The organism is Pseudomonas sp. RC4D1, assembly GCF_018390395.1.
Lineage (GTDB): Bacteria > Pseudomonadota > Gammaproteobacteria > Pseudomonadales > Pseudomonadaceae > Aquipseudomonas > Aquipseudomonas danubii.
In genome coordinates this window covers 684,392-707,255 of sequence record NZ_JAHBAW010000001.1, presented here as the reverse complement: position 1 = coordinate 707,255, position 22,864 = coordinate 684,392, and the positions used below count along the sequence as shown (strand labels likewise).

18 protein-coding genes and 1 pseudogene are annotated in these 22,864 nt (G+C 61.5%); 8 read left to right on the top strand and 11 right to left on the bottom strand.

Translation table 11 applies throughout. From position 1 onward, the window contains the following. Positions 1-275: 275 nt before the first annotated feature. From KHO49_RS03280 to pilM, 8 genes and pseudogenes are all read right to left on the bottom strand, one after another. Positions 276-1,847 (bottom strand): AAA family ATPase, encoded by a 1,572-nt coding sequence (locus tag KHO49_RS03280; RefSeq protein ID WP_102882081.1) that lies wholly within the window; start codon positions 1,845-1,847, stop codon positions 276-278. A 10-nt stretch (positions 1,848-1,857) separates the two neighbouring features. Beyond that, positions 1,858-2,958: a 3-dehydroquinate synthase gene (aroB, locus tag KHO49_RS03275; RefSeq protein WP_102862804.1), complete on the bottom strand. Its 1,101-nt coding sequence runs from the start codon at positions 2,956-2,958 to the stop codon at positions 1,858-1,860. Positions 2,959-3,104: 146 nt separating this feature from the next. After that, positions 3,105-3,623, bottom strand: coding sequence for a shikimate kinase AroK (gene aroK, locus KHO49_RS03270; protein ID WP_011058824.1), 519 nt, complete (start codon positions 3,621-3,623; stop codon positions 3,105-3,107). A 4-nt stretch (positions 3,624-3,627) separates the two neighbouring features. Continuing rightward, a pseudogene (locus KHO49_RS03265) lies at positions 3,628-4,887 on the bottom strand (type IV pilus secretin PilQ); the annotation flags it as partial. Between the two features lie 191 nt (positions 4,888-5,078). Continuing rightward, the gene (locus KHO49_RS03260) at positions 5,079-5,606 is read right to left on the bottom strand and encodes a pilus assembly protein PilP (protein WP_213664605.1); all 528 of its coding nucleotides are present in this window, start codon (positions 5,604-5,606) and stop codon (positions 5,079-5,081) included. Then, positions 5,603-6,226 (bottom strand): type IV pilus inner membrane component PilO, encoded by a 624-nt coding sequence (locus KHO49_RS03255; protein WP_110651022.1) that lies wholly within the window; start codon positions 6,224-6,226, stop codon positions 5,603-5,605. Before KHO49_RS03255 ends, KHO49_RS03260 begins: the two co-directional genes overlap by 4 nt. After that, positions 6,223-6,789: a PilN domain-containing protein gene (locus KHO49_RS03250; protein ID WP_102882085.1), complete on the bottom strand. Its 567-nt coding sequence runs from the start codon at positions 6,787-6,789 to the stop codon at positions 6,223-6,225. The genes KHO49_RS03255 and KHO49_RS03250 overlap by 4 nt, the downstream gene beginning before the upstream one ends. Next, complete coding sequence (gene pilM, locus KHO49_RS03245; protein WP_213664604.1) at positions 6,789-7,838, bottom strand: type IV pilus assembly protein PilM; 1,050 nt, start codon at positions 7,836-7,838, stop codon at positions 6,789-6,791. Before pilM ends, KHO49_RS03250 begins: the two co-directional genes overlap by 1 nt. 217 nt (positions 7,839-8,055) lie before the next feature. On the opposite strand from pilM, the gene KHO49_RS03240 reads away from it, so the two are divergent. Next, on the top strand, positions 8,056-10,488 hold the full coding sequence (locus KHO49_RS03240; RefSeq protein ID WP_180988481.1) for a penicillin-binding protein 1A: 2,433 nt from the start codon (positions 8,056-8,058) through the stop codon (positions 10,486-10,488). A gap of 169 nt (positions 10,489-10,657) precedes the next feature. Here KHO49_RS03240 and KHO49_RS03235 read toward each other — a convergent pair whose 3' ends face one another. From KHO49_RS03235 to rpmE, 3 genes are all read right to left on the bottom strand, one after another. Beyond that, positions 10,658-11,926: a malic enzyme-like NAD(P)-binding protein gene (locus tag KHO49_RS03235; protein WP_102862798.1), complete on the bottom strand. Its 1,269-nt coding sequence runs from the start codon at positions 11,924-11,926 to the stop codon at positions 10,658-10,660. Between the two features lie 187 nt (positions 11,927-12,113). Further along, positions 12,114-12,893 carry a thermonuclease family protein gene (locus tag KHO49_RS03230; RefSeq protein ID WP_110595391.1) on the bottom strand — a complete coding sequence of 260 codons (780 nt, stop codon included), beginning with the start codon at positions 12,891-12,893 and terminating at the stop codon, positions 12,114-12,116. A 41-nt stretch (positions 12,894-12,934) separates the two neighbouring features. Next, positions 12,935-13,156 carry a 50S ribosomal protein L31 gene (rpmE, locus tag KHO49_RS03225; RefSeq protein ID WP_011058815.1) on the bottom strand — a complete coding sequence of 74 codons (222 nt, stop codon included), beginning with the start codon at positions 13,154-13,156 and terminating at the stop codon, positions 12,935-12,937. 299 nt (positions 13,157-13,455) lie between these two features. On the opposite strand from rpmE, the gene KHO49_RS03220 reads away from it, so the two are divergent. From KHO49_RS03220 to phaC, 7 genes are all read left to right on the top strand, one after another. Continuing rightward, a complete protein-coding gene (locus tag KHO49_RS03220) occupies positions 13,456-15,675 on the top strand; it encodes a primosomal protein N' (protein WP_213664603.1) in 2,220 nt (739 codons plus the stop codon). A 211-nt stretch (positions 15,676-15,886) separates the two neighbouring features. Then, positions 15,887-17,623, top strand: a complete 1,737-nt coding sequence (argS, locus tag KHO49_RS03215; RefSeq protein WP_213664602.1) for an arginine--tRNA ligase — start codon at positions 15,887-15,889, stop codon at positions 17,621-17,623. 1 nt (position 17,624) lies between these two features. Next, positions 17,625-18,332 (top strand): SPOR domain-containing protein, encoded by a 708-nt coding sequence (locus KHO49_RS03210; RefSeq protein ID WP_016962745.1) that lies wholly within the window; start codon positions 17,625-17,627, stop codon positions 18,330-18,332. 198 nt (positions 18,333-18,530) lie between these two features. Further along, positions 18,531-19,061: an ATP-dependent protease subunit HslV gene (gene hslV / locus KHO49_RS03205; protein ID WP_003186641.1), complete on the top strand. Its 531-nt coding sequence runs from the start codon at positions 18,531-18,533 to the stop codon at positions 19,059-19,061. 57 nt (positions 19,062-19,118) lie between these two features. Continuing rightward, positions 19,119-20,456 (top strand): ATP-dependent protease ATPase subunit HslU, encoded by a 1,338-nt coding sequence (gene hslU / locus KHO49_RS03200; RefSeq protein ID WP_110595389.1) that lies wholly within the window; start codon positions 19,119-19,121, stop codon positions 20,454-20,456. Between the two features lie 91 nt (positions 20,457-20,547). Continuing rightward, positions 20,548-20,925, top strand: a complete 378-nt coding sequence (locus KHO49_RS03195) for a gamma-butyrobetaine hydroxylase family protein (protein WP_213664601.1) — start codon at positions 20,548-20,550, stop codon at positions 20,923-20,925. A gap of 258 nt (positions 20,926-21,183) precedes the next feature. Beyond that, on the top strand, positions 21,184-22,863 hold the full coding sequence (phaC, locus tag KHO49_RS03190; RefSeq protein WP_102862792.1) for a class II poly(R)-hydroxyalkanoic acid synthase: 1,680 nt from the start codon (positions 21,184-21,186) through the stop codon (positions 22,861-22,863). Position 22,864: the final 1 nt, after the last annotated feature.

Here is a 22,864-nt window from a genome sequence, read left to right as displayed (position 1 = left end):
AACGTACGCCAGCTTTGCGGGGGCAAAAGGGAGGTCATTGTACACACCGACACAAAGCCCCACAAATTTGACGACGATCTGTCGCAAATTCATGTCGCATTTATGAACGTTTTAAAGCGATATGCTGTGCTAGTCAAAAAGTTTTGTTTTTGACTGCCGCGACTCAAAAACTACTGTGACGCAGACACCACAAGGCACGCGGCCTGTAAGGCAGCATGCCGATGCGGAAATTTGAGGTTGCCGGGAGAGGCGGCCTGGGTAAGGCCGCCGAATCTTCAGCGAGTTGTTGCCAGTTCTTGTTGAACGCTAGCGACAGTGCGAGGCCAAGGTTTACCAGCCTGAACCTTCGCTGGCAAGGATTTGATGGCGCTGACCGCTGCATCGCGGCTTGCGAAGTTGCCGTAGGTGATCACATACAGCGGCTTGCCGTTGAGGACTTTCTTGAAGTAGCGGTATTCGCCGCCCTGTTCCTTAACAAAATTCTGCGCGGCGGCTTCCGAGCTGGTGCCGAGAATCTGCACCACATAGTTGCCTGGCGCTTGTCCGGCGTACCAACTGCCACCGGCAGCCTTGGCTACAGTGACCGGCTTTTCCGCCGGCTTGGCGGCCGGAGCCGGCTTGGCAGCAACCGGTTTCTCTACCGGCTTGGGCGCAGGGGTCGGCTTGGCGGTGGCGACCTGGGTCGGGGCCGGAGTCGGAATCGGTGCAGGGCTGGCCACTGCACCAGCAGGTGGCGCGGTGGTGGTCACGGTTGGCGGAACGGCGCTGGAGCCTTCCACAGGAACCCCATCGTCGCCCTCGGTGATACCGCCTGCGGCTTCAGCCAGAGGACCGCGCATGACCGGTTGCGACTGGCCGACCAACGGCAGCGGCATCGGCTGAGACGAGCCGGCAAATTCCACCGATGGACTGCCATTGGCATTCGGTGTCGGTGTCTGCCCGAGGGGCAGTTGCGCTTGCTCGCTGGCCGGAGCCCCGGTGGTTGGCGCCTTACTGCGACCCGGCATCAACCAGGCTGCAGCCAGGGCCACAACCACTACAGCGGAAATGGCCAATACGTGTTTCTTCGGCATGTTGAACCCCATACTTGGACGCTTGACCGCGGAGCGGCTGGCGATCATGGCTTCGATCATTGCATCCCTGGCGACCTGGTTGATGTTGCCCGGCCAGCCATCGGAGCTTTCGTGAATATCACTGATCTGATCTGCGGAGAAAAGTTCGATGCCCTGACCCGCGCCTTCGAGGCGCTGAGCCAGATATTCACGGGTTTCCTCTTCGGTGTATGGCTGCAATTCGATGACGTGGAAGCGCTCTTCCTCGGCGCTCAACTGATCCAGGGACGCGATCAGCGACGACTCGCCGAACAGGAATACATGAGGGCGACCTTCCGGAGCGCCCGCCGCCAGGGCCAGCAGGGCCTCAAGTGCAGACTCGTCAAGCTGCTCGGCATCATCCACCAGCAGGTAGACTTCCTGACCGGTCAGGGCCAGTTGCACCACTTGGGCGAGGATTGCGCCGATCTCGGCCTGGGCCACGTTCAAGGCCTGGGCTACCTGGTGCAACACTCCGGCAGCATCGCTGGCGCCGCGGGCGGAAACCACCACGCTTTGCACCGATTGCTTGTTGGTACTGGCGACCAGAGCCTGACGCAACAGCGTCTTGCCACTGCCCTGAGGGCCGGTAACCACCAGCAGCAGCTGACTGTAACGTGCCAGGTGATGCAACTGCCCCAGCACAGGCTTGCGTTGGGCAGGAAAGAATTTGAAGCCAGGGACCCGGGGAGCGAAAGGATCATGGCTCAACTGGTAATGGCCGAGGAAAGCCTCGTCGGCGTGCAAACTAGTCATCGGGATCTTATTAACCTTTAAGCTGAGCCAGGGCGCGGTAATCCGCTCCCAGCGTGGCCTGTAAAATCTCTTTCGGATAATCGTCGGTCACTACGGCTTCGCCCATGCGGCGCAACAGCACCAGACGCAAACGACCGTCGATCACTTTCTTGTCAATTGCCATATGTTCGAGGAAGTCCGCTTCGGTCATCTCTTCAGGCGGGATGACCGGCAAGCCCGCGCGCTGGAACAGACGAATACCGCGGTCACGCTCCTGGCTGGTGATCCAGCCCAGGCGCGCGGACATTTCCAAGGCCATTACGGTGCCAGCAGCCACCGCCTCACCATGCAGCCAGACACCGTAGCCCATATGAGTCTCGATCGCATGGCCGAAGGTATGGCCCAGGTTGAGGGTGGCACGCACCCCCGATTCACGCTCGTCGGCACCGACCACCGCAGCCTTGGCCGCGCAAGAGCGTTCGATGGCGTAGGTCAGCGCCTGCTGGTCCAGGGACCGCAGGCGATCGACATTCTCTTCCAGCCAGGTCAGGAACGGCTCGTCGCAGATCAGGCCGTACTTGATCACTTCCGCCAGGCCCGCCGACAGTTCACGGTTCGGCAGGGTATTGAGGCTGGTGGTATCGATCAGCACCACGTTCGGCTGATAGAAAGCGCCAACCATGTTCTTGCCCAGGGGGTGGTTGATGCCCGTCTTGCCCCCCACCGAGGAATCCACCTGGGACAACAGGGTGGTAGGAATCTGGATAAAGTCCACGCCGCGCTGATAGCAGGCGGCGGCGAAGCCGGCCATGTCGCCGATCACTCCGCCGCCGAGGGCAATGATGGTGGTCCGACGGTCGTGGCGCGCAGTGAGCAGGCCGTCGAAGATCAGTTGCAGGGTTTCCCAGTTCTTGTAGGCCTCGCCATCGGGCAGGACCACCGAAATCACCGAAAACTGCGCCAGACTGCGGGTCAAACGCTCAAGGTACAGCGGCGCAACGGTCGCATTGGAAATGATCGCCACTTGCCGCCCGGCGATATGGGGCACCAGCAGCTCGGGCCGGTCCAACAGTCCTTCACCAATGTGAATCGGGTAGCTGCGCTCGCCTAGATCGACCTTAAGTGTCTGCATGTGTCCCCACAGTGAAGATGGAAGCAGGCGTTGTGCCTTGTATTGACGATGGGCCTCGTCTGGTCTTCTGACGCTGCCCGATAGCTCTGCGCCACACCTTGGCGGTCATGGCGCGACGCCGAGAATAGCGCATTTCGCTCGACGCATTAACGGGGTGGCAGCTGCTGCAGGCGCTCGAGTATGTCCAGCACCACCATTCGTGGCGGCCGCTCATCGGTTTCCACCACCAGGTCGGCGATTTCCCGATAAAGCGGATCACGGATTTCCAACAGGTCGCGCAGGGTCTTGGCCGGATCGGCGGTGCGCAGCAAGGGACGATTGCGGTCCCGGGCGGTGCGCCCTACCTGCTGTTCCACCGAAGCGTGCAGATAGACCACGCGTCCACCGGCATGCAGCGCCCGACGATTGGCTTCGCGCATCACCGCACCACCGCCGGTAGCCAGGACCACGCCGTCGGTGCCACAGAGCTCGGCGATCATTGCCTGCTCACGATCGCGAAAGCCCGGCTCGCCTTCTTTATCGAAGATCCACGGAATATTCGCGCCTGTACGCAGTTCAATTTCCTTATCGGAATCTTTGAATGGCAGGCGCAGCTCTTTGGCCAGTAAGCGGCCTATGGTGCTTTTTCCAGCCCCCATCGGCCCAACAAGAATCAAATTTCGCACAGAATCAACGACTCACAGCAATCGCCTGGTTGTTCATGATACGCGGAGTGAGAAATACCAGCAGCTCGGATTTTTTCTCCGACACCACGTCACGCCGGAAAAGGCGGCCAAGATACGGCACATCGCCAAGAAATGGCACTTTATCTACAACCTTGCTTTGGGTATTGGAGAAAACCCCACCGATGACGATGGTCTCGCCATCAGTGACCAGGACCTTGGCATTGACCTCGTTCTTCTTGATCGGCGGCACATCCTGAACCTTGTTCAGGTAGTCCGGCTCATCCTTGGTGACCTTGACGTCCATGATGATGCGATTGTCCGGGGTGATCTGCGGCGTCACCTCAAGAGACAGCGAGGCTTCCTTGAACGACACCGAAGTGGCGCCACTGGAACTGGCTTCCTGGTAGGGAATTTCGGTGCCCTTGAGAATCCTCGCGGTTTCCTTGTCGGAGGTGACCACCTTGGGCTGGGACACGATTTCACCGTTGCCGGTCTTCTCCATGGCGGTCAGCTCCAGGTCCAGCAGCACGCTGTCAGTGATGTAGGCAATGCCGATGCCCGAGGTGTTGGCCGTGACACCCAGATCGACGAAGGGCGAATTGCTGCCACTGCTGCCCGGGGTGCCGATGGTCGAAGAGCCTTTGGCGCCGCTCTGCACCCCGGAAGCATTCCAGTTGCCCCTGTTTTGCACCGAGCCACCCCAGCGCACGCCCAGGCTCTTGTCGTAGTCGATGTTGGCCTCGACGATTCGCGCCTCGATCATCACCTGACGCACCGGGACGTCCAGCTGAATGACCATGCGCCGCAGCTCATCGAGGCGCTCCTGGGTCTGATAGGCAATGATGTTATTGGTGCGTTCATCCACGGTGATGGAGCCACGTTCGCCAGCCTTCTCCTCGGTGCCGGTCACGGACTGGAACAGCCTGGCGATATCCGCAGCCCTGGCGTAATTGACCTGCAGCAGATCCCGGCGCAAGGGCGCCAGGTTTTCCAACTGCTTCTGCAACTCCAGCTCCTGGCGCTCGCGGGCCGCGATCTCATCCGCCGGAGCCACCAGCAAAACGTTACCGACCTTGCGCTTATCCAGCCCCTTGGTCTTGAGTACCAGATCCAGAGCCTGGTCCCAAGGCACGCTCTGCAAGCGCAAGGTGATATTGCCTTGCACGGTGTCACTGGCCACCAGATTGAGCCCGGTGAAATCGGCGATCAGTTGCAGCACCGCGCGCACCTCGATGTCCTGGAAATTCAGCGAAAGCTTTTCACCGGGCAGACGCGTTGCGCCCTCACCTGAAACGCCAATGTTTTCCGGCTCAAGCGGGGGGCTGCTGGCAAATCGATTGTGCTCTGCAGAGGCGAAGGCCCTGAGCGCGGTGGCGCCAACCAGCGATGCCAGCAGCACTATCCATAGCGCCACACCGAAGGCTGAAACAGTCCTGTTCATTTTGCAGATTCCACTTAAGAGTGTTTTTTCAGAGACAGTGTTCGCGGCCGCTCCTGCCAGGCTCCCGCTCCATCGGCGACAATTTCCACCACGTCCACCCGGGACTCGCTGATGGCCACGATCCGGCCCTCGTTTCGCCCCAGGTAATCACCGACCTGCAAGAGAAAGACACCGCCTGCGCTGCGCAACAGCGCAAAGCGGCCGGAGGCACGGGACAGAGTCCCGACCATTTGCAACTGCTCGATATCGAAGCCCTCAAGATGTTGCCGGACCCGCCGCGAATTGGGCCGGACAGCACTAGCGCCCTGTCGAGCAGTGATCTGCTCGACTCTTTGGGGTGGCTGAAATGGGCTGCGCAGCGCGCTGGCGCCATAGGTGACCGAGGGGTAGGAGCGCATGACCGGAGGCGGATCAATCGCCCCCGGTGATTGCAGGTGCACCTCACTCATGTAGGCATCCAGGTCGGCAAAGTCAGCGCCACCTTCACATCCCAGCAGTGCCACACAGAAACAACCGAATACCCAGCAACGCGAACCGATCATGAGTGAGGCTCCCGACTGTCATACCTGTAGGTCCGCGCCTCGATGCTCATGCGCAGTTGTGTGGAATTGCCCCTGTCCACGGGCTTGATCTGAAAATCATGCAAGGTGACGACTCTCGGCAGACCGGCGACGCCACTGACGAAAGTCGCCAGGTCGTGATAGGCACCAGTGACCGCGATCTGAATTGGCAGCTCGACATAAAACTCCCGGACCACCTCCGGTTGCAGCTTGATCTCCTCGAACGCCAGGCTGCTGTCCTGCCCCATGCGACTGATGTCTTCCAGCAGTCCTGGGACCTCGGTCTCGCTGGGCAACTGGCGCACCACCAGAGAGAAGCTGTCCTGCAGGGCCCCAAGCTGCTCACGGTAGCGTTCAAGATTGGCGACCTTTCCAGCTTTGTCAGCGAACTGCAGCTTGAATCGATGCTCCTCCCGGCGCAGTTGCCCCAGCGTCTCCAGATGCGGATTCAGGTAAAAGCTATAGCCCGCCACCTGGGGCAGTAGCAGAAGCAAGACCGCCAGCAGCGCCTTGATCGGCCCGGGCCAGCAACCGAGGTTGCTCAGTTCCAGCTCACGTAGATCGGTACTACGCAACTGCGCCAACCAATGTCCCAGGCTCATCGCGGGGCCTCCTGCGGCAGCAAGGGCATCCACCCAACGTTGAGCCGAAACAGATTGCCCAACCCCTGATCCGCCGCCACAACATGCTTTACCTCGGTCAGACTGGGTGCGGCAAACCCCTCGGCGGACTGCAGATTGCGCATCAACTCGGACACCCGCTGATTGGACTCCGCGGCCCCACTAATGCTCAGGCTCTGCCCTAGCAGACCCACCTCGGTAAAGTACAAGCCAGCGGGCAGGCTGCGGGCCAATTGCTGGAAAATCCGCACACTGGCCGAGCGACTGCCTTGCAGGTCCTCAATGATCCCCATGCGCTCCACCAGTTGCTGACGCTGGACCTTGAGTTGGTGAATGGTGGCAATTTGGTTATCCAGGCCAGTCGTCGCCTGCCTCAGATACTGGTTGCGAGCCTGTTGCCGACCGATCAGCCGGTCGATGCAGGCATCGGCCAGGAGCACAAGCCCTACGCCCAGCACCAGCATTGCCGCCAATGCCTGGAGGAAACGTCGGCGGCGCAACGCTCGTGCGGCCTCGCGCCAGGGAAGAAGGTTGATGCCGGCCATCAATCAAACCCTCGCAGGGCCAGACCGCAGGCACGCAGCAGGTACGGCGCCTGTTCAGCAAGCGCTCGGGCATCCACATGGGGAGCAATGGACATGCTGACGAACGGATCGGCGATGACTGTGACGATTCCCACTTGTTCTGCTAGCCGACCATCAAGACCGGTCAAGCGGCTGCCGTCACCGGCCAGCAGCAACCGCTCAACAGGCAGTTGTTGCGGCGATTCGGCAAACAGTTGCAAGGAACGATGCGCCTGCTGCAACAACGCTTGCTCGAACGGCCGCAGCGTGTCCTCGGCACAACCTTGGGGCAAACAGCCCTGGCGCTCGGCCAGCAACGCCTGATCCAGGGTCAGCGCGTAGCGGTGCTCCAACGCCTGGGTCAGCTGTCGACTGCCAAACAACTGCTCCCGGCTATAGATGATTCGCTGGCCGTGCATCACGCAGAACGTGGTCATATCCGCACCTATGTCCAGTAGCGCCACGGCCAAGGGCGATGCAGACGGCAACGACTCTGTCAGCATTGCCAGACAACGCTGCAGGGCCAGGGGCGCGGTATCCACCACCCTTGGCGTCAGGCCTGCCAGGGTCATTGGCGCTTCCAGGGCTTCGACATCCTCGTTGCGACAGGCCACCAGCAGCACCTGAACCCGCTGGGGATCACCGGGCACGGCGCCCTGGACCTCGAAATCAATGGCCACGTCCTCCAGGGGATACGGAATGTACTGGGCCGCCTCCAGCTGGAGCTGATGTTCCAGCTCATCGTCGCCGAGCCCGGCCGGCATCTCGATCAGCTTGCTGATCACTGCCTCGCCCGACACCGCCACAGCCACATCCCGGCGACGGCTGCCGCTCTTGAGCCAGGCCCGGGACAACACCCTGGCCAGCGCCTCGGGATCGGCCCCGAACGGGTCCGAAGCCAGGTCTTCCCTGGCATAGGCCTCGACTCGATAGCTGCGCCCCTGGTGACTTAGAGCCAGAAGCGTGACCGATGTCGCACTGATGTCGATCCCCAGCAGGGAACCCGACTTTTTGCTGAAGAGTCCAAGCACGATCATTTCCCTATGACTATCCGTAACTTACGAACTTCCTGAGCTCAATTGCACTCGTTCGCCACGTCTTGACAGACGGGCAAATGACGCTCTCGGCGGAAAATGCTTATAATGCGCAGCGTTTTTTTCCGCTTTCCTGCTGCGTAGGTCGGTCCCTGAATACCTTGAATGCCCTGACGCCTAATTCATTCCTTTCTCTGGAAATCCAAAAGCCTTGATTCGTCTGCTGAAGTTTTTCGGGTGGTCCATCGTCGCTGTGTTCTGCGGGCTGCTTCTCGCCCTCTCCGGTGCGTTTCTCTATCTTAGTCCCGGCCTTCCCTCGGTTGAGGCCTTGAGAAGTATCCAGTTGCAGATTCCTCTGCGGGTGTACAGCAGCGACGGCAAGTTGATCGCAGAATTTGGCGAAATGCGCCGTACCCCTATACGTTTCGCCGAAATTCCCCCCAACTTCATCAATGCGTTACTAAGTGCTGAAGACGACAACTTCGCTAACCATTACGGAGTTGACCCCAGCAGCCTGATGCGCGCTGCGACCCAATTGGTCAAGAGCGGACACATCCAGTCCGGCGGCAGCACCATCACCATGCAGGTGGCAAAAAACTTCTTCCTCAGCAGCGAGCGCAGCTTCTCGCGCAAGACCACCGAAATCCTCCTGGCCCTGCAGATCGAGCGGCAGTTGACCAAGGACGAGATCCTCGAGCTGTACGTCAACAAGATCTATCTGGGCAACCGCGCCTATGGCATCGAGGCTGCGGCCCAGGTGTATTACGGCAAGTCCATTCGCGACGTGAGCCTGGCGCAGATGGCGATGATCGCCGGCCTGCCCAAGGCCCCATCGCGCTTCAACCCCCTGGCCAACCCGGCGCGCAGCAAGGAGCGTCGTGACTGGATCCTGGGGCGCATGTACAAGCTCGGCAAGATCACCGAAGCGGCCTACACCGAAGCCATCAACGAGCCGCTGAACGCCAGCTATCACGTGCCGACACCGGAAGTGAGCGCGCCGTACATCGCCGAGATGGCCCGTGCCGAAATGGTTGGCCGCTATGGCAGCGACGCTTATACCGAGGGTTTCCGAGTCACCACCACGGTGCCCAGCGATCTGCAGGAAATGGCCAACACCGCGGTCCATGAAGGCTTGATGACCTACGACCAGCGCCACGGCTATCGTGGGCCTGAGTCCCGCCTGCCAGGCAAGACTCAGGCGGCCTGGGCCACCGAACTGACCAAGCAGCGGACCATCAGCGGCCTGGAACCGGCGATCGTCACCCAGATCGAGAAGAACGGCGTACAAGTGCTGACTCGCAACGGCGAGGAGCACGTGGCCTGGGACACCATGAAATGGGCCCGGCCGTTCCTCAACACCAACAGCATGGGCGCCGTCCCTCGCCAGCCGGCGGACGTGGCTCAGGTCGGCGACCTGATTCGCGTACAGCGTCAGGCGGACAATTCGCTGAAGTTCAGCCAGATTCCGGTCGCCCAAGGCGCCTTGGTGACCCTGGACCCGAAAAACGGCGCGATCCGTGCGCTGGTGGGGGGCTTTGCCTTCGAGCAGAGCAACTACAACCGTGCAATGCAGGCCAAGCGCCAACCCGGCTCGAGCTTCAAGCCGTTCGTCTATAGCGCAGCCCTGGACAATGGCTACACCGCGGCCAGCCTGGTCAATGACGCCCCGATCGTGTTTGTCGATGAGTACCTGGACAAGGTCTGGCGTCCGAAGAACGACACCAACACCTTCCTCGGCCCGATCCGCATGCGTGAAGCGTTGTACAAGTCGCGCAACCTGGTATCGATCCGCCTGCTACAGAGCATGGGTGTGGACCACACCATCGACTACATCAGCAAGTTCGGCTTCAACAAGCAGGACCTGCCGCGCAACCTGTCCCTGGCACTGGGCACCGCGACCCTGACGCCCATGGAGATCGCCACTGGCTGGAGCACCTTTGCCAACGGCGGCTACAAGATCACCCCATACATCATCGACAAGATCGAAAGCCGCAACGGCGAGATGCTGTTCAGCGCCAACCCGCCCAGCGTCCCCACCGGGGATACCACCAGCAGCGGCATTGCGGCGCCGGAACACAGCTTCACGGTCAATACCGTGGCGGGCGAAAATCCGATCCAGGCCCCCGTGCAGACCCCCGCGGTCGCCGAGCGGATCATCGACGGGCGCACCACCTACATCCTCAACAGCATGCTCCAGGACGTGATCAAGCTGGGCACCGGACGCCGGGCCCTGTCCCTGGGCCGTACGGACCTGGCCGGCAAGACCGGTACTACCAACGAATCCAAGGACGCTTGGTTCTCCGGCTACAACGCTGACTACGTGACCACCGTGTGGACCGGCTTTGACCAGCCGGAAAGCCTGGGACGCCGTGAGTACGGCGGCACTGTGGCTCTGCCGATCTGGATTAACTTCATGGGCGCCGCCCTCAAGGACAAGCCGGCGCACACCCAGGCGGAGCCGGAAGGCATCCTCAGCCTGCGGGTCGACCCGGTCAGCGGCCGCGCGGCCACCCCAGGCACGCCGAATGCCTATTTCGAGCTGTTCAAGAGCGAAGACACTCCGCCCTCAGTCAACGAGCTGGGCAATGGGGTCGCTCCGGGCAGCCCGTTGCCGGCGGACGAGGCGGCACCGATCGATCTGTTCTAGGCCTGCAGGAGCCAGCTGGCCAGCGCAGGTCGATGGGTGTCTTACCTGGTTTATCGGCCTCTTCGCGGGCGAGCCCGCCCCTACGGCAAGGCCATGACAGGGCGCAAAGCGCCCACAAAAAAGCCCCGGCTCGCGAGAGCCGGGGCTTTTTGCATGACGCTACAACAGCTTAGCCGTTGAACACATCATCCACACTTTTGAGCGGGTAGTTCTTCGGATACGGCAGGGTCGCAACGCCGGTCTCGATGGCAGCCTTGGCCACGGCATCGGAGATCACGGTGATCAGGCGGGCATCCATTGGCTTCGGAATGATGTACTCACGACCGAATTCCAGCTTGATGCCGCCGTAGGCGTCGCACACTTCCTGAGGCACTGGCAGCTTGGCCAGTTCACGCAGGGCGTTGGCTGCAGCGATCTTCATTTCTTCGTTGATGCGCTTGGCGCGAACGTCCAGGGCGCCACGGAAGATGAACGGGAAGCCCAGAACGTTGTTCACCTGGTTCGGGTAGTCCGAACGGCCAGTGGCCATGATCACGTCATCACGGGTGGCGTGAGCCAGCTCTGGAGCGATTTCCGGATCAGGGTTCGAGCAGGCGAACACGATCGGGTTCGGCGCCATGGACTTCAGGCCTTCAGCGCTCAGCAGGTTCGGACCGGACAGACCCACGAACACGTCGGCGCCTTGCAGGGCATCGGCCAGGGTGCGCTTGTCGGTAGCGTGGGCAAACACGGCCTTGTACTGATTCAGGTCGTCACGGCCCGAGTGGATCACACCGGTACGGTCAACCATGAAGATGTTCTCGATCTGCGCACCCATGCTCACCAGCAGTTTCATGCAGGAGATGGCGGCAGCACCGGCACCCAGGCAGACGATCTTGGCGTCGGACAGGGTTTTGCCAGCGATTTCCAGGGCGTTGATCATGCCGGCTGCGGTCACGATCGCGGTGCCGTGCTGGTCATCGTGGAAGACCGGAATGTCGCACTGCTCGATCAGAGCGCGCTCGATCTCAAAGCACTCTGGGGCCTTGATGTCTTCCAGGTTGATGCCACCGAAGGTGATGGAGATGCGCTTGACGGTGTCGATGAAGGCTTGCGGGCTTTCGGAGTCGACTTCGATGTCGAATACATCGATGCCGGCGAAACGCTTGAACAGTACGCCCTTGCCTTCCATCACAGGCTTGGAGGCCAGTGGGCCGAGGTTACCCAGGCCGAGAATCGCGGTGCCATCGGAAATGACGGCAACCAGGTTGCCTTTGCCGGTGTACTTGTAGGCCAGTTCCGGATCGCGAGCGATTTCGCGTACCGGTTCGGCTACGCCGGGGCTGTAGGCCAGCGCCAGATCACGAGCGGTAGCAGTGGCCTTGGTGAGCTCGACACTCAGCTTTCCTGGACGAGGATTGGCATGATATTCGAGAGCGGCAGTTTTCAAATCAGACATGTGGGCATTCCGCTTTTTACTGTTGGACAGACGGACCGCCGAGGATACGCGTGTCGCATAGTCCCTACAAGACTGCCCAGTCACCCCTGTCAAGGCCTGTAGCGTACGACTTTGGGCCAAGAGCCACGGTGCACAAGGCTTTCAACTGTTCACAATCCAATTAAAAAATGTCTACAATTTTTCTTTATCAGAGACGTCTGACCATAGAAGTGTCGGTCACTGACAACATCCAGCGCGCCCCACCCGATGTGGAACCCTCTCGACGCGAGCGCTCCACCACCCAGCCGCGAGCCTCGATTCGCTGCCCCGAAAGCCCCTTGAGCCAGCGACGATCAAAACGCTCCAGGACATTGGGTGCAATGCGCAATACAACCGCGCCCCGCAATGTGATCCAAACACCCCCGCGATTGCGCTGCACCTTGCTCACACGCCCTTCAAGCACAACAAAACCCGAACCGCGAATCTGCTCCGCTTTCAGTACAGGTGAACGCCGCCAGAGCCCCAGCCCGGCTCGGCGCGCATGTTTTTCAGCGGCTTGCTGACAAGCCACCAGGGCGACGTTCGGCGCCAGTGCAATCTGGTAGGCCAGCCCTTCAGCGATCAAGCGCGCCTCAAAGTTGATGCCATTGGCACCATAGACATGAGCCAGCGTCCGGCCATAGCGATCACGCCGCTCACGCCCGGGCAACAAACCGACTCGACCACCACTCTGCGTCACCAATTGCTGCAAGCGTTGCCGCGCCGCCACCGCGAAAGGCTCGGCCGACCGCCCTTTAGCGGCCAGCTCCGGCGCATTGAGGCCGATCATGCGTACGCTGCGGCCATCCTTGAGGCGCAGCGTGTCGCCATCCACCACCCGCTGCACGGTTGCAGGAATCAGTCCCTTCGGTACCGGGCAAAACGCCTCGGCGGTGGTCAGCCAAATCGCAGACACAAAAAAGGCGCCCACTAGGGACGCCTTTTTCATCAGCGAGGAAAGTCGGTAACGGCTTTCCAGAACGATCAGCCTCAGGCCTTTTTCGTTGCGCCGAAAGCACCGAAGCGCGACTTGAACTTGTCGACACGACCGCCAACGTCCAGAGTCTTTTGCTTACCGGTGTAGAACGGGTGGCACTCGTTGCACACGTCCAGGCTCAGAGGCTTGGCCAGGGTGGAGCGAGTTTCGATGACGTTACCGCAGCTGCAAGTGGCGGTAATGGCTTCGTATACTGGATGGATATCGGCTTTCATGGTGTATTCCTCAGGCTAGCGTGCCGCCACCCAACACTATTGTTGAATACCGCACGAATTAGGGCGCGAATTCTACCAGACCCCGTCAATCGCGCAAGAGATCCTGACTGCACTCCATCAGAAAAACCCCGAGCAGCCTTGACAGCACCCGGTTTGCCGTTCCGTAAGCGACGACGGCCGTCCCGGCACAGCTCAAAGGTCGCAGGAACCGGAGCCGTACACGCTTGTGCAGGACACTCCAGAGCGCCTCTGTTAGGCTCCGGGGCTTATTTACTGTCCGCTCAACGAGATTTTCCCGCGTGCCCGACGCCATTCTGCGCCTCGCCCTGCCTTCGCCCCTGCGCCGCTTGTTCGACTACCGTGCACCCGCCGGCGTGCTGCGCGCCCAGCTGCATCCGGGCATGCGCCTGCGGGTGCCGTTCGGCCGTCGGGAAATGATCGGCATTCTGGTGGAAGTGGCGGATCACAGCGAAGTCCCGGCCGAGAAACTCAAGCCGGCGCTGGCCTTGCTGGACCCCACCCCGCCACTGCCACCCGCCCTGTTCAAGCTGTGCCTGTGGACCGCCCAGTATTATCAGCACAGCCTGGGCGACACCCTGAGCTGGGCGCTGCCGGTGCTACTGCGCCAGGGAGAGCTGGCCGAGGCCCGCCAGGAGCGTTTCTGGTCGATTGCCCCTGGCGCCCGCCTTGATGACCCACGCATCGCCCGTGCCCCGCGCCAGCGTGAAGCCCTGGCAACCCTGGCCCAGCATCCCCATGGCGTGCCCCATGCATTGCTGAGCAAGCTGATGCTGAGCAAGGACAGCCTGGATCTGCTTCTGGCCAAGGACCTGGTGCAGGTGGAAGTACGCAAGCACGCTCCGGGCGTGCGCCACGAACACTGGCTGGCCCAGCCCGAGTTGCCGCTCAACAGCGAGCAGCGAGCCGCCTACGAGGCTATCCGCGCCGGGTTCGACAGTTATCACGCCTTTCTCCTGGCTGGCGTCACCGGCAGCGGCAAGACCGAGGTCTACCTGCAACTGATCCGCGAGACCCTGGAAGCCGGCAAGCAGGCGCTGGTGCTGATCCCGGAGATCAACCTGGGGCCGCAAACCCTGGCGCGCTTCGAGCAACGTTTTAACGCACGCATCGCCCTGCTGCACTCGGCGGTCAATGATCGGGAACGCTTGGACGCCTGGCTCGCGGCCCGGGATGGCGAAGCCGATATCATCATCGGCACCCGCTCGGCCCTGTTCACCCCGATGAAGAATCCCGGGTTGATCATCATCGACGAGGAGCACGATGGCTCCTATAAACAGCAGGAAGGCCTGCGCTACCACGCCCGGGACCTGGCGCTGGTGCGGGCACGCCAGGAAAACATCCCGATTGTCCTGGGCTCGGCCACCCCATCCCTGGAAAGCCTGCACAACGCCTACACCGGTCGCTATGGCCTGCTGCGCCTGAACGAGCGGGCCGGTGGCGCCAAACAGCCACGCTTCCTGCGCCTGGATGTGAAGAGTCGCCCCTTGGACAGCGGTATTTCAGGCCCCATGCAACAAGCCATCGGTCAGACCCTGGCCGCCGGGCAGCAAGTGCTGGTGTTTCTCAACCGCCGGGGCTTCGCTCCGACCCTGCTCTGCCATGACTGCGGCTGGATGTCTGAATGTCAGCGCTGCGATGCCCGGATGACCGTGCACCAGCGCTCAGGCGAGTTGCGCTGCCACCATTGTGGCCACGTCGAGCGCGTGCCCCGGCACTGTCCGCAATGCGGCAAGGTCGACCTGCGCCCCGTGGGTGCCGGGACCGAGCGGGCGGAAGAACGCCTGGGAATACTCTTCCCCGACTACCCGGTACTACGGGTGGACCGCGACAGCACCTCACGCAAGGATGCGATGAACCAACTGTTCGCCACCATCCAGAAAGGTCATCCGTGCATCCTGGTGGGCACCCAGATGCTGGCCAAGGGGCACCACTTCCCCCGGGTCACCCTGGTATCGATCCTCGATGCCGACGGCGGCCTGTTCTCCGGCGACTTCCGTGCCAGCGAGCGCATGGCGCAACTGATCGTCCAGGTGGCCGGGCGCGCGGGACGCGCCGAAGAACCGGGCAAGGTGATCATCCAGACTCACCTCGCCGACCACCCGCTACTGGTGCAACTGACCGAACAGGGCTACTTCGCCTTTGCCGAGCAGGCCCTGAGCGAGCGCCGCGCCGCCGGCCTGCCACCCTTCGCCCATCTGGCGCTGCTGCGGGCCGAAGCCCACAAGCCAGGCCAGGCCGAAGGTTTTCTGGACGAAGCCTGCGGCGAAGCCGAGCGCTTGCTGACGGAACAGAACCTGGGCGGCATCGAACTGTTGGGCCCGGTGCCGGCGCCGATGGAGCGGCGCGCCGGACGTTACCGTGCACAATTGCTGCTGCAGGCCAACGCCCGGGCACCGCTGCACCGGCTACTCAGCAGCTGGCTGCTGGTGCTGGAGCAAATGCCCAGCGGGCGCCAGGTGCGCTGGTCGCTGGATGTGGACCCGGTGGATTTGTATTGATCAACATCGCGCCTTTGCGAGCAGGCCGGCTCCCACGATAGATGGCAGCCAACCCACAAGAGCAGGCTCGCCCGCGGACGGGACCCAGTAGCCACCACCGATCCCTCAGCAGCCCTCTATAGTTGGCAAGCCCGCTTCAGCAACGGATAATGCCCAGTTTTTCCACCCGCGCACCGAAGCGCCGCCGCGCCAGCGGTCGAACGAGAAGACCATGAAAGACACCATTCGCCAGCTCATCCAGCAAGCCATCACCCAACTCGTCACCGAAGGTGTGTTGCCAGAAGGCCTGACGCCGGCGATCCAGGTCGAAAACACTCGCGACAAGACCCACGGTGACTTCGCCAGCAATATCGCCATGATGCTGGCTAAGCCCGCCGGCATGAAGCCTCGCGACCTGGCGGAAAAAATCATTGCCGCATTGCCGGCCCATGAAGACCTGAGCAAGGCAGAAATCGCCGGCCCGGGCTTCATCAACTTCTTCCAGAACACCCAAGCCCTGGCTGCGCGCCTGGACGCCGCCCTCGGCGACGAACACCTGGGCGTGCGCAAGACCGGCCCGGCACAACGCACCGTGGTCGACATGTCGGCGCCAAACCTGGCCAAAGAGATGCACGTCGGCCATCTGCGCTCCACCATCATCGGCGACGGCGTGGCACGGGTCCTGGAGTTCCTCGGCGACACAGTGATCCGCCAGAACCACGTCGGCGACTGGGGCACCCAGTTCGGCATGCTGATGGCCTACCTGGAAGAGAACCCGATCACCAGCGACGAGCTGTCCGACCTGGAGAACTTCTACCGCGCCGCCAAGCAACGCTTTGACGAATCCGAAGCCTTTGCCGATCGTGCCCGCAGCCTGGTGGTCAAGCTGCAAGCCGGCGATCCGGACTGCCTTGAGCTGTGGACCAAGTTCAAGGACATCTCCCTGTCCCACTGCCAGAAGATCTATGAGCTGCTGAACGTCAAGCTGACCATGGCCGACGTCATGGGCGAAAGCGCCTATAACGACGACCTGATCAATGTGGTCAACGACCTCAAGGCCAAGGGCATGCTGGTGGAGAGCAACGGCGCCCAGTGCGTGTTCCTCGACGAGTTCAAGAACGCCGAAGGCGAACCGCTGCCAGTGATCATCGTCAAGGCCGACGGCGGCTACCTGTACGCCACCACCGACCTGGCCGCCGTGCGCTACCGCAGCGGCAAGCTCAAGGCCGATCGCGCCCTGTACTTCGTCGACCAGCGCCAGGCCCTGCACTTCCAGCAAGTGTTCGCCGTCGCCCGCAAGGCCGGCTTCGTGACCCATCCGATGGAGATGGAACACATGGGCTTCGGCACCATGAACGGCGCTGACGGCCGTCCGTTCAAGACCCGCGACGGCGGCACCGTAAAACTCATCGACCTGCTGACCGAAGCCGAAGAACGCGCCTACGCCCTGGTCAAAGAGAAAAACCCGCAACTGCCGGAAGCCGACCTGCGCAGCATCGCCAAGGTAGTGGGCATCGACTCGGTGAAATACGCCGACCTGTCCAAGCACCGCACCAGCGACTACAGCTTCAACTTCGACCTGATGCTCAACTTCGAAGGCAACACCGCCCCTTACCTGTTGTACGCCTACACCCGCGCCGCCGGTGTGTTCCGCAAGCTGGGCAAGGACTTCAGCGAAGTCGGTGGCCAGATCGAACTGCACGCGGCCCAGGAACTGGAGCTGGCGGCCAAGCTGGCGCAGTTCGGCGAGATCCTCAACAACGTCGCCGACAAGGGCACGCCGCACATCCTCTGCACCTACCTGTACGACGTGGCCGGGCTGTTCTCCAGCTTCTACGAGAACTGCCCGATCCTGGCGGCCGAGACGCCGACGCAGATGCACAGCCGCCTGCGCCTCACCGAACTGACCCGTCGCACCCTCAAGCAAGGTCTGGAACTGCTGGGCCTCAAAGTCCTGGAGCAAATGTAAGTTGGCTGCCAAGAAAAAACCTGCACCCAAGCGTGGCGCCAGCCGTTACCAGGCCCCGGCCAAGAAGCCGATTCCGGGCTGGTTGTGGCTGGCCATCGGCCTGACCATTGGCGCCTTCATCGTATTCCTGATGAAGCTCGAACCAGGCAAGGGCGGCGACAGCGTCAAGCGCGAGAAGATCGAACAGCAGAAAGCCAGCAAGATCGCCGAGGCCAACAAGACCCCGCCGAGCCCGCAGCAACCGGTGAAGCCCAAGTACGACTTCTATACCCTGCTGCCGGAATCGGAAGTGATAGTGCCGCCCGAGGCCGTGCCGGAGAAAACCCTGCCGACGCCGCAAGTGCCACCGGTGCCCACCACCCCGGTGACCCCGGCGGAAGCGGCGAAGATCGACACCGCCCGGGCCCAGGCGGCCCTGGCCGGCATCACCCCACCGCCAGCGCCACCGGTGGCCAAGGCGGCGCCGGTGACCAAGTTCTTCCTCCAGGCCGGCTCGTTCCGCAAGCAGGCCGATGCCGACAAGGTACGGGCGCAGATCATCCTGCTGGGCCAATCGGTGGCGGTGGAATCCGGCACGGTGAAGGACGAAACCTGGTACCGGGTATTGGTGGGGCCGTTCAGCAACCGTGAACAACTGACCGTGGCCCAGAAACAACTGGCCGGTGCCGGCTTCAGCAACCTGTTGTTACAACAGCGCCAGAGCCGCTAAGCCGACGGCTACACGATTGATCGCGAACAAGCCCACTCCTGCACAACGCGCCGTAGGAGCGGGCTTGCCCGCGAAGCGCTTGCAGCTTGCAACAAAGACCGCCGGTCCCCCGCTACAGCCTCCAGTTGAAAAACGCTCAGCCACCCCCATATGAGTTTCCATCAGGGCACTTTCGCCCCGCTGTGTGGAGACTTCCCCTTGACCACCATCGTTTCAGTCCGCCGCCACGGCAAAGTCGTCATGGGCGGCGACGGCCAGGTATCTCTCGGCAACACCGTGATGAAAGGCAACGCGAAAAAAGTCCGTCGCCTGTACCACGGCCAGGTGATCGCCGGTTTTGCCGGGGCCACCGCTGACGCCTTCACCCTGTTCGAACGTTTCGAAGGCCAGCTGGAGAAACATCAGGGTCACTTGGTGCGAGCCGCTGTTGAACTGGCCAAGGAATGGCGCACCGATCGCTCCCTGAGCCGCCTGGAAGCCATGCTGGCTGTCGCCAACAAGGACGCTTCCTTGATCATCACCGGCAACGGCGACGTGGTTGAGCCCGAAGACGGCCTGATCGCCATGGGTTCCGGCGGCGCCTACGCCCAGGCCGCAGCCAGCGCCTTGCTGAAGAAGACCGACCTGTCGGCCCGTGAAATCGTCGAGACCGCCCTGGGTATCGCCGGCGACATCTGTGTATTCACCAACCACACTCAAACCATCGAGGAGCAGGATCTCGCGGAATAAGCCTGTTACGGCGCTCGCGCCACGGCATTCATTCTTGCTTGAGGACCGCCAATTACTATGTCCATGACACCCCGCGAAATCGTCCACGAACTCAACCGCCATATCATCGGCCAGGACGATGCCAAGCGCGCCGTCGCTATCGCTCTGCGTAACCGCTGGCGCCGCATGCAGCTACCGGCCGAGCTGCGCGTTGAAGTAACCCCCAAGAACATCCTGATGATCGGCCCGACCGGTGTCGGCAAGACCGAAATCGCCCGGCGCCTGGCCAAACTGGCCAATGCCCCCTTTATCAAGGTCGAAGCCACTAAATTCACCGAGGTCGGCTATGTCGGCCGCGACGTTGAATCGATCATTCGTGACCTGGCCGACGCGGCGATCAAGATGTTCCGCGAACAGGAGATGATCCGGGTTCGCCACCGCGCCGAAGACGCCGCCGAAGAACGCATCCTCGATGCCCTGCTGCCACCGGCACGCACGGGTTTTGGCGGCGATGAAGCGCCAGCCCAGGACTCCAACACCCGCCAGCTGTTCCGCAAGCGCCTGCGCGAAGGCCAACTGGACGACAAGGAAATCGAGATCGAAGTAGCGGAAATCAGTGGTGTCGACATCTCTGCGCCACCAGGCATGGAAGAAATGACCAACCAGCTGCAAAGCCTGTTCGCCAACATGGGCAAGGGCAAGCGCAAGAGCCGCAAGCTCAAGGTCAAGGAAGCGCTGAAGCTGGTGCGCGACGAAGAAGCCAGCCGCCTGGTCAACGATGAGGAACTCAAAGCCAAGGCCCTGGAGGCCGTCGAGCAACATGGCATCGTGTTCATCGACGAGATCGACAAGGTGGCCAAGCGCGGCAATTCCGGCGGCGTCGACGTGTCCCGCGAAGGCGTACAGCGCGACCTGCTGCCGCTGATCGAGGGCTGCACCGTCAACACCAAGCTGGGCATGGTCAAGACCGACCACATCCTGTTCATTGCCTCCGGCGCCTTCCACCTGAGCAAGCCCAGCGATCTGGTGCCAGAGCTGCAAGGCCGCCTGCCGATCCGTGTGGAGCTCAAGGCACTGTCGCCGGAAGACTTCGAGCGCATCCTCAGCGAGCCCCATGCTTCGCTGACCGAGCAGTACCGGGAGCTGTTGAAGACCGAGGGCCTGAATATCGAGTTCCTGCCCGACGGCATCAAGCGTCTGGCGGAGATTGCCTGGCAGGTCAACGAGAAGACCGAGAACATCGGTGCCCGTCGCCTGCACACCCTGCTCGAGCGCCTGCTGGAAGAGGTATCGTTCAGCGCCGGTGACCTGGCCAGCGCCCATAACGAAGAGCCGATCCGTATCGATGCTGCCTACGTCAACAGCCACCTGGGCGAATTGGCGCAGAACGAAGACCTGTCCCGTTATATCCTGTAAGCCTTCACTACCCACGTAGGAGCCGGCCTGTCGGCGATAGGGCCAAACCCGATCGCCGACAGGCCGGCTCCTACCGGAAGGACTACAGGTCATGAGCAAACTCCCCACCGGCATCAACCTGCATAAAGCCTCGAAAACCCTGACCCTGACCTATGGGCCAGACGAGGTCTATCAGCTGCCTGCAGAATTCCTGCGGGTGCACTCCCCCTCCGCCGAGGTCCAGGGCCACGGCAAACCCATCCTCCAGTTCGGCAAGCTAGGCGTGGGCCTGAGCAAGGTTGAACCGGCTGGCCAGTACGCACTGAAATTGGCCTTCGATGATGGCCATGACAGCGGATTGTTCACCTGGGAATACCTGTATCAGTTGGCGCTGCGCCAGGACGATCTGTGGAACGATTATCTGGCGGAGCTCAAAGCCGCCGGAAAAACCCGCGATCCGAATCAGTCCGTCATCAAGCTGATGCTCTAACTCAAGCCTCCGACTGTTTAGAGGGCATTTTCTAATTCCATCTGTTTGAATGCTGGGCTGTATGGCCAATGAATGGCCTGCTTGCGAAAAAAATTAAACTCGGGTAACCAATGGAGCTGGCAAGTTCCCTGCAGAGTTTTGCGAGCCTGTAAGGCAGCGGTGCGCAATTAACGGTCACCCGAGCAGTAGTACCTGGCATCGTGCTGTGTGACTGCACAGCAGGTCCGGTACTCGTCTCAGGACAATGGAGCGTCGTAGATGAGTAACAAGAATAACGATGACCTGAAACGCCAAGCCTCGGAAAACACCCTGGGGCTCAATCCGGTCATCGGCTTGCGTAGAAAGGATCTGCTTACCTCTGCTCGAATGGTGCTTGCCCAGGCCATCAAACAACCCATCCACAGCGTCAAGCACGTTGCGCATTTCGGCCTCGAACTGAAGAACGTGATGTTCGGCAAGTCGACGCTGCAACCGGAGAGCGACGACCGTCGCTTCAACGATCCGGCCTGGAGCCAGAACCCGCTGTACAAACGCTACCTGCAAACCTATCTGGCATGGCGCAAAGAGCTCCATGACTGGATCGGCGACAGCAGCCTGTCGGAACAGGACATCAGCCGCGGCCACTTCGTGATCAACCTGATGACCGAGGCCATGGCCCCGACCAACAGCGCGGCCAACCCTGCCGCAGTCAAACGCTTCTTCGAAACCGGCGGCAAGAGCCTGCTCGACGGCCTGTCCCACCTGGCCAAGGACCTGGTGCACAACGGCGGCATGCCCAGCCAGGTGAATATGGACGCCTTCGAAGTCGGCAAGAACCTGGGCACCAGCGAAGGGGCTGTGGTGTTTCGCAACGATGTCCTGGAACTGATCCAGTACCGGCCGATCACCGAGCAGGTGCATGAACGCCCACTGCTGGTGGTGCCGCCGCAGATCAACAAGTTCTATGTCTTCGACCTCAGCCCGGACAAGAGCCTGGCGCGGTTCTGCCTGCGCAACAATGTGCAGACCTTCATCGTCAGCTGGCGCAACCCCACCAAGGCACAGCGGGAATGGGGCCTGTCCACCTATATCGAGGCCCTGAAAGAGGCCGTCGACGTGGTGACCGCGATCACCGGCAGCAAAGACGTGAACATGCTCGGTGCCTGCTCCGGCGGCATCACCTGCACGGCCTTGCTGGGCCACTATGCAGCGCTGGGGGAGAAGAAGGTCAATGCCCTGACCCTGCTGGTCAGCGTGCTCGATACCACCCTGGATACCCAGGTAGCCCTGTTCGTCGACGAGCAGACTCTGGAAGCGGCCAAGCGCCACTCCTATCAGGCCGGCGTCCTCGAAGGCCGGGACATGGCCAAAGTGTTCGCCTGGATGCGCCCCAACGATCTGATCTGGAACTACTGGGTCAACAACTACCTGCTGGGCAATGAGCCGCCGGTGTTCGACATCCTGTTCTGGAACAACGACACCACCCGCCTGCCTGCCGCGTTCCACGGCGACCTGATCGAGATGTTCAAGAACAATCCGCTGATCCGCCCCAATGCACTGGAAGTGTGCGGGACGCCGATCGACCTGAAGCAGGTCACGGCCGACATTTTCTCCCTGGCCGGCACCAACGATCACATCACCCCGTGGAAGTCCTGCTACAAGTCGGCGCAACTGTTCGGCGGCAATGTGGAGTTCGTGCTGTCCAGCAGCGGTCATATCCAGAGCATCCTCAATCCGCCAGGCAACCCGAAAGCGCGTTACATGACCAGCAGCGATATCCCTGCCTGTCCCGATCAGTGGCAGGAAAACTCGGTCAAGCACACCGACTCCTGGTGGTTGCACTGGCAAGCCTGGCAAGCCGAGCGCTCGGGCGAACTGAAAGCGGCACCCAGTGTTCTGGGCAACAAGAAATACCCAGCCGCCGAGGCTGCACCGGGGACCTACGTCCACGAACGTTGAG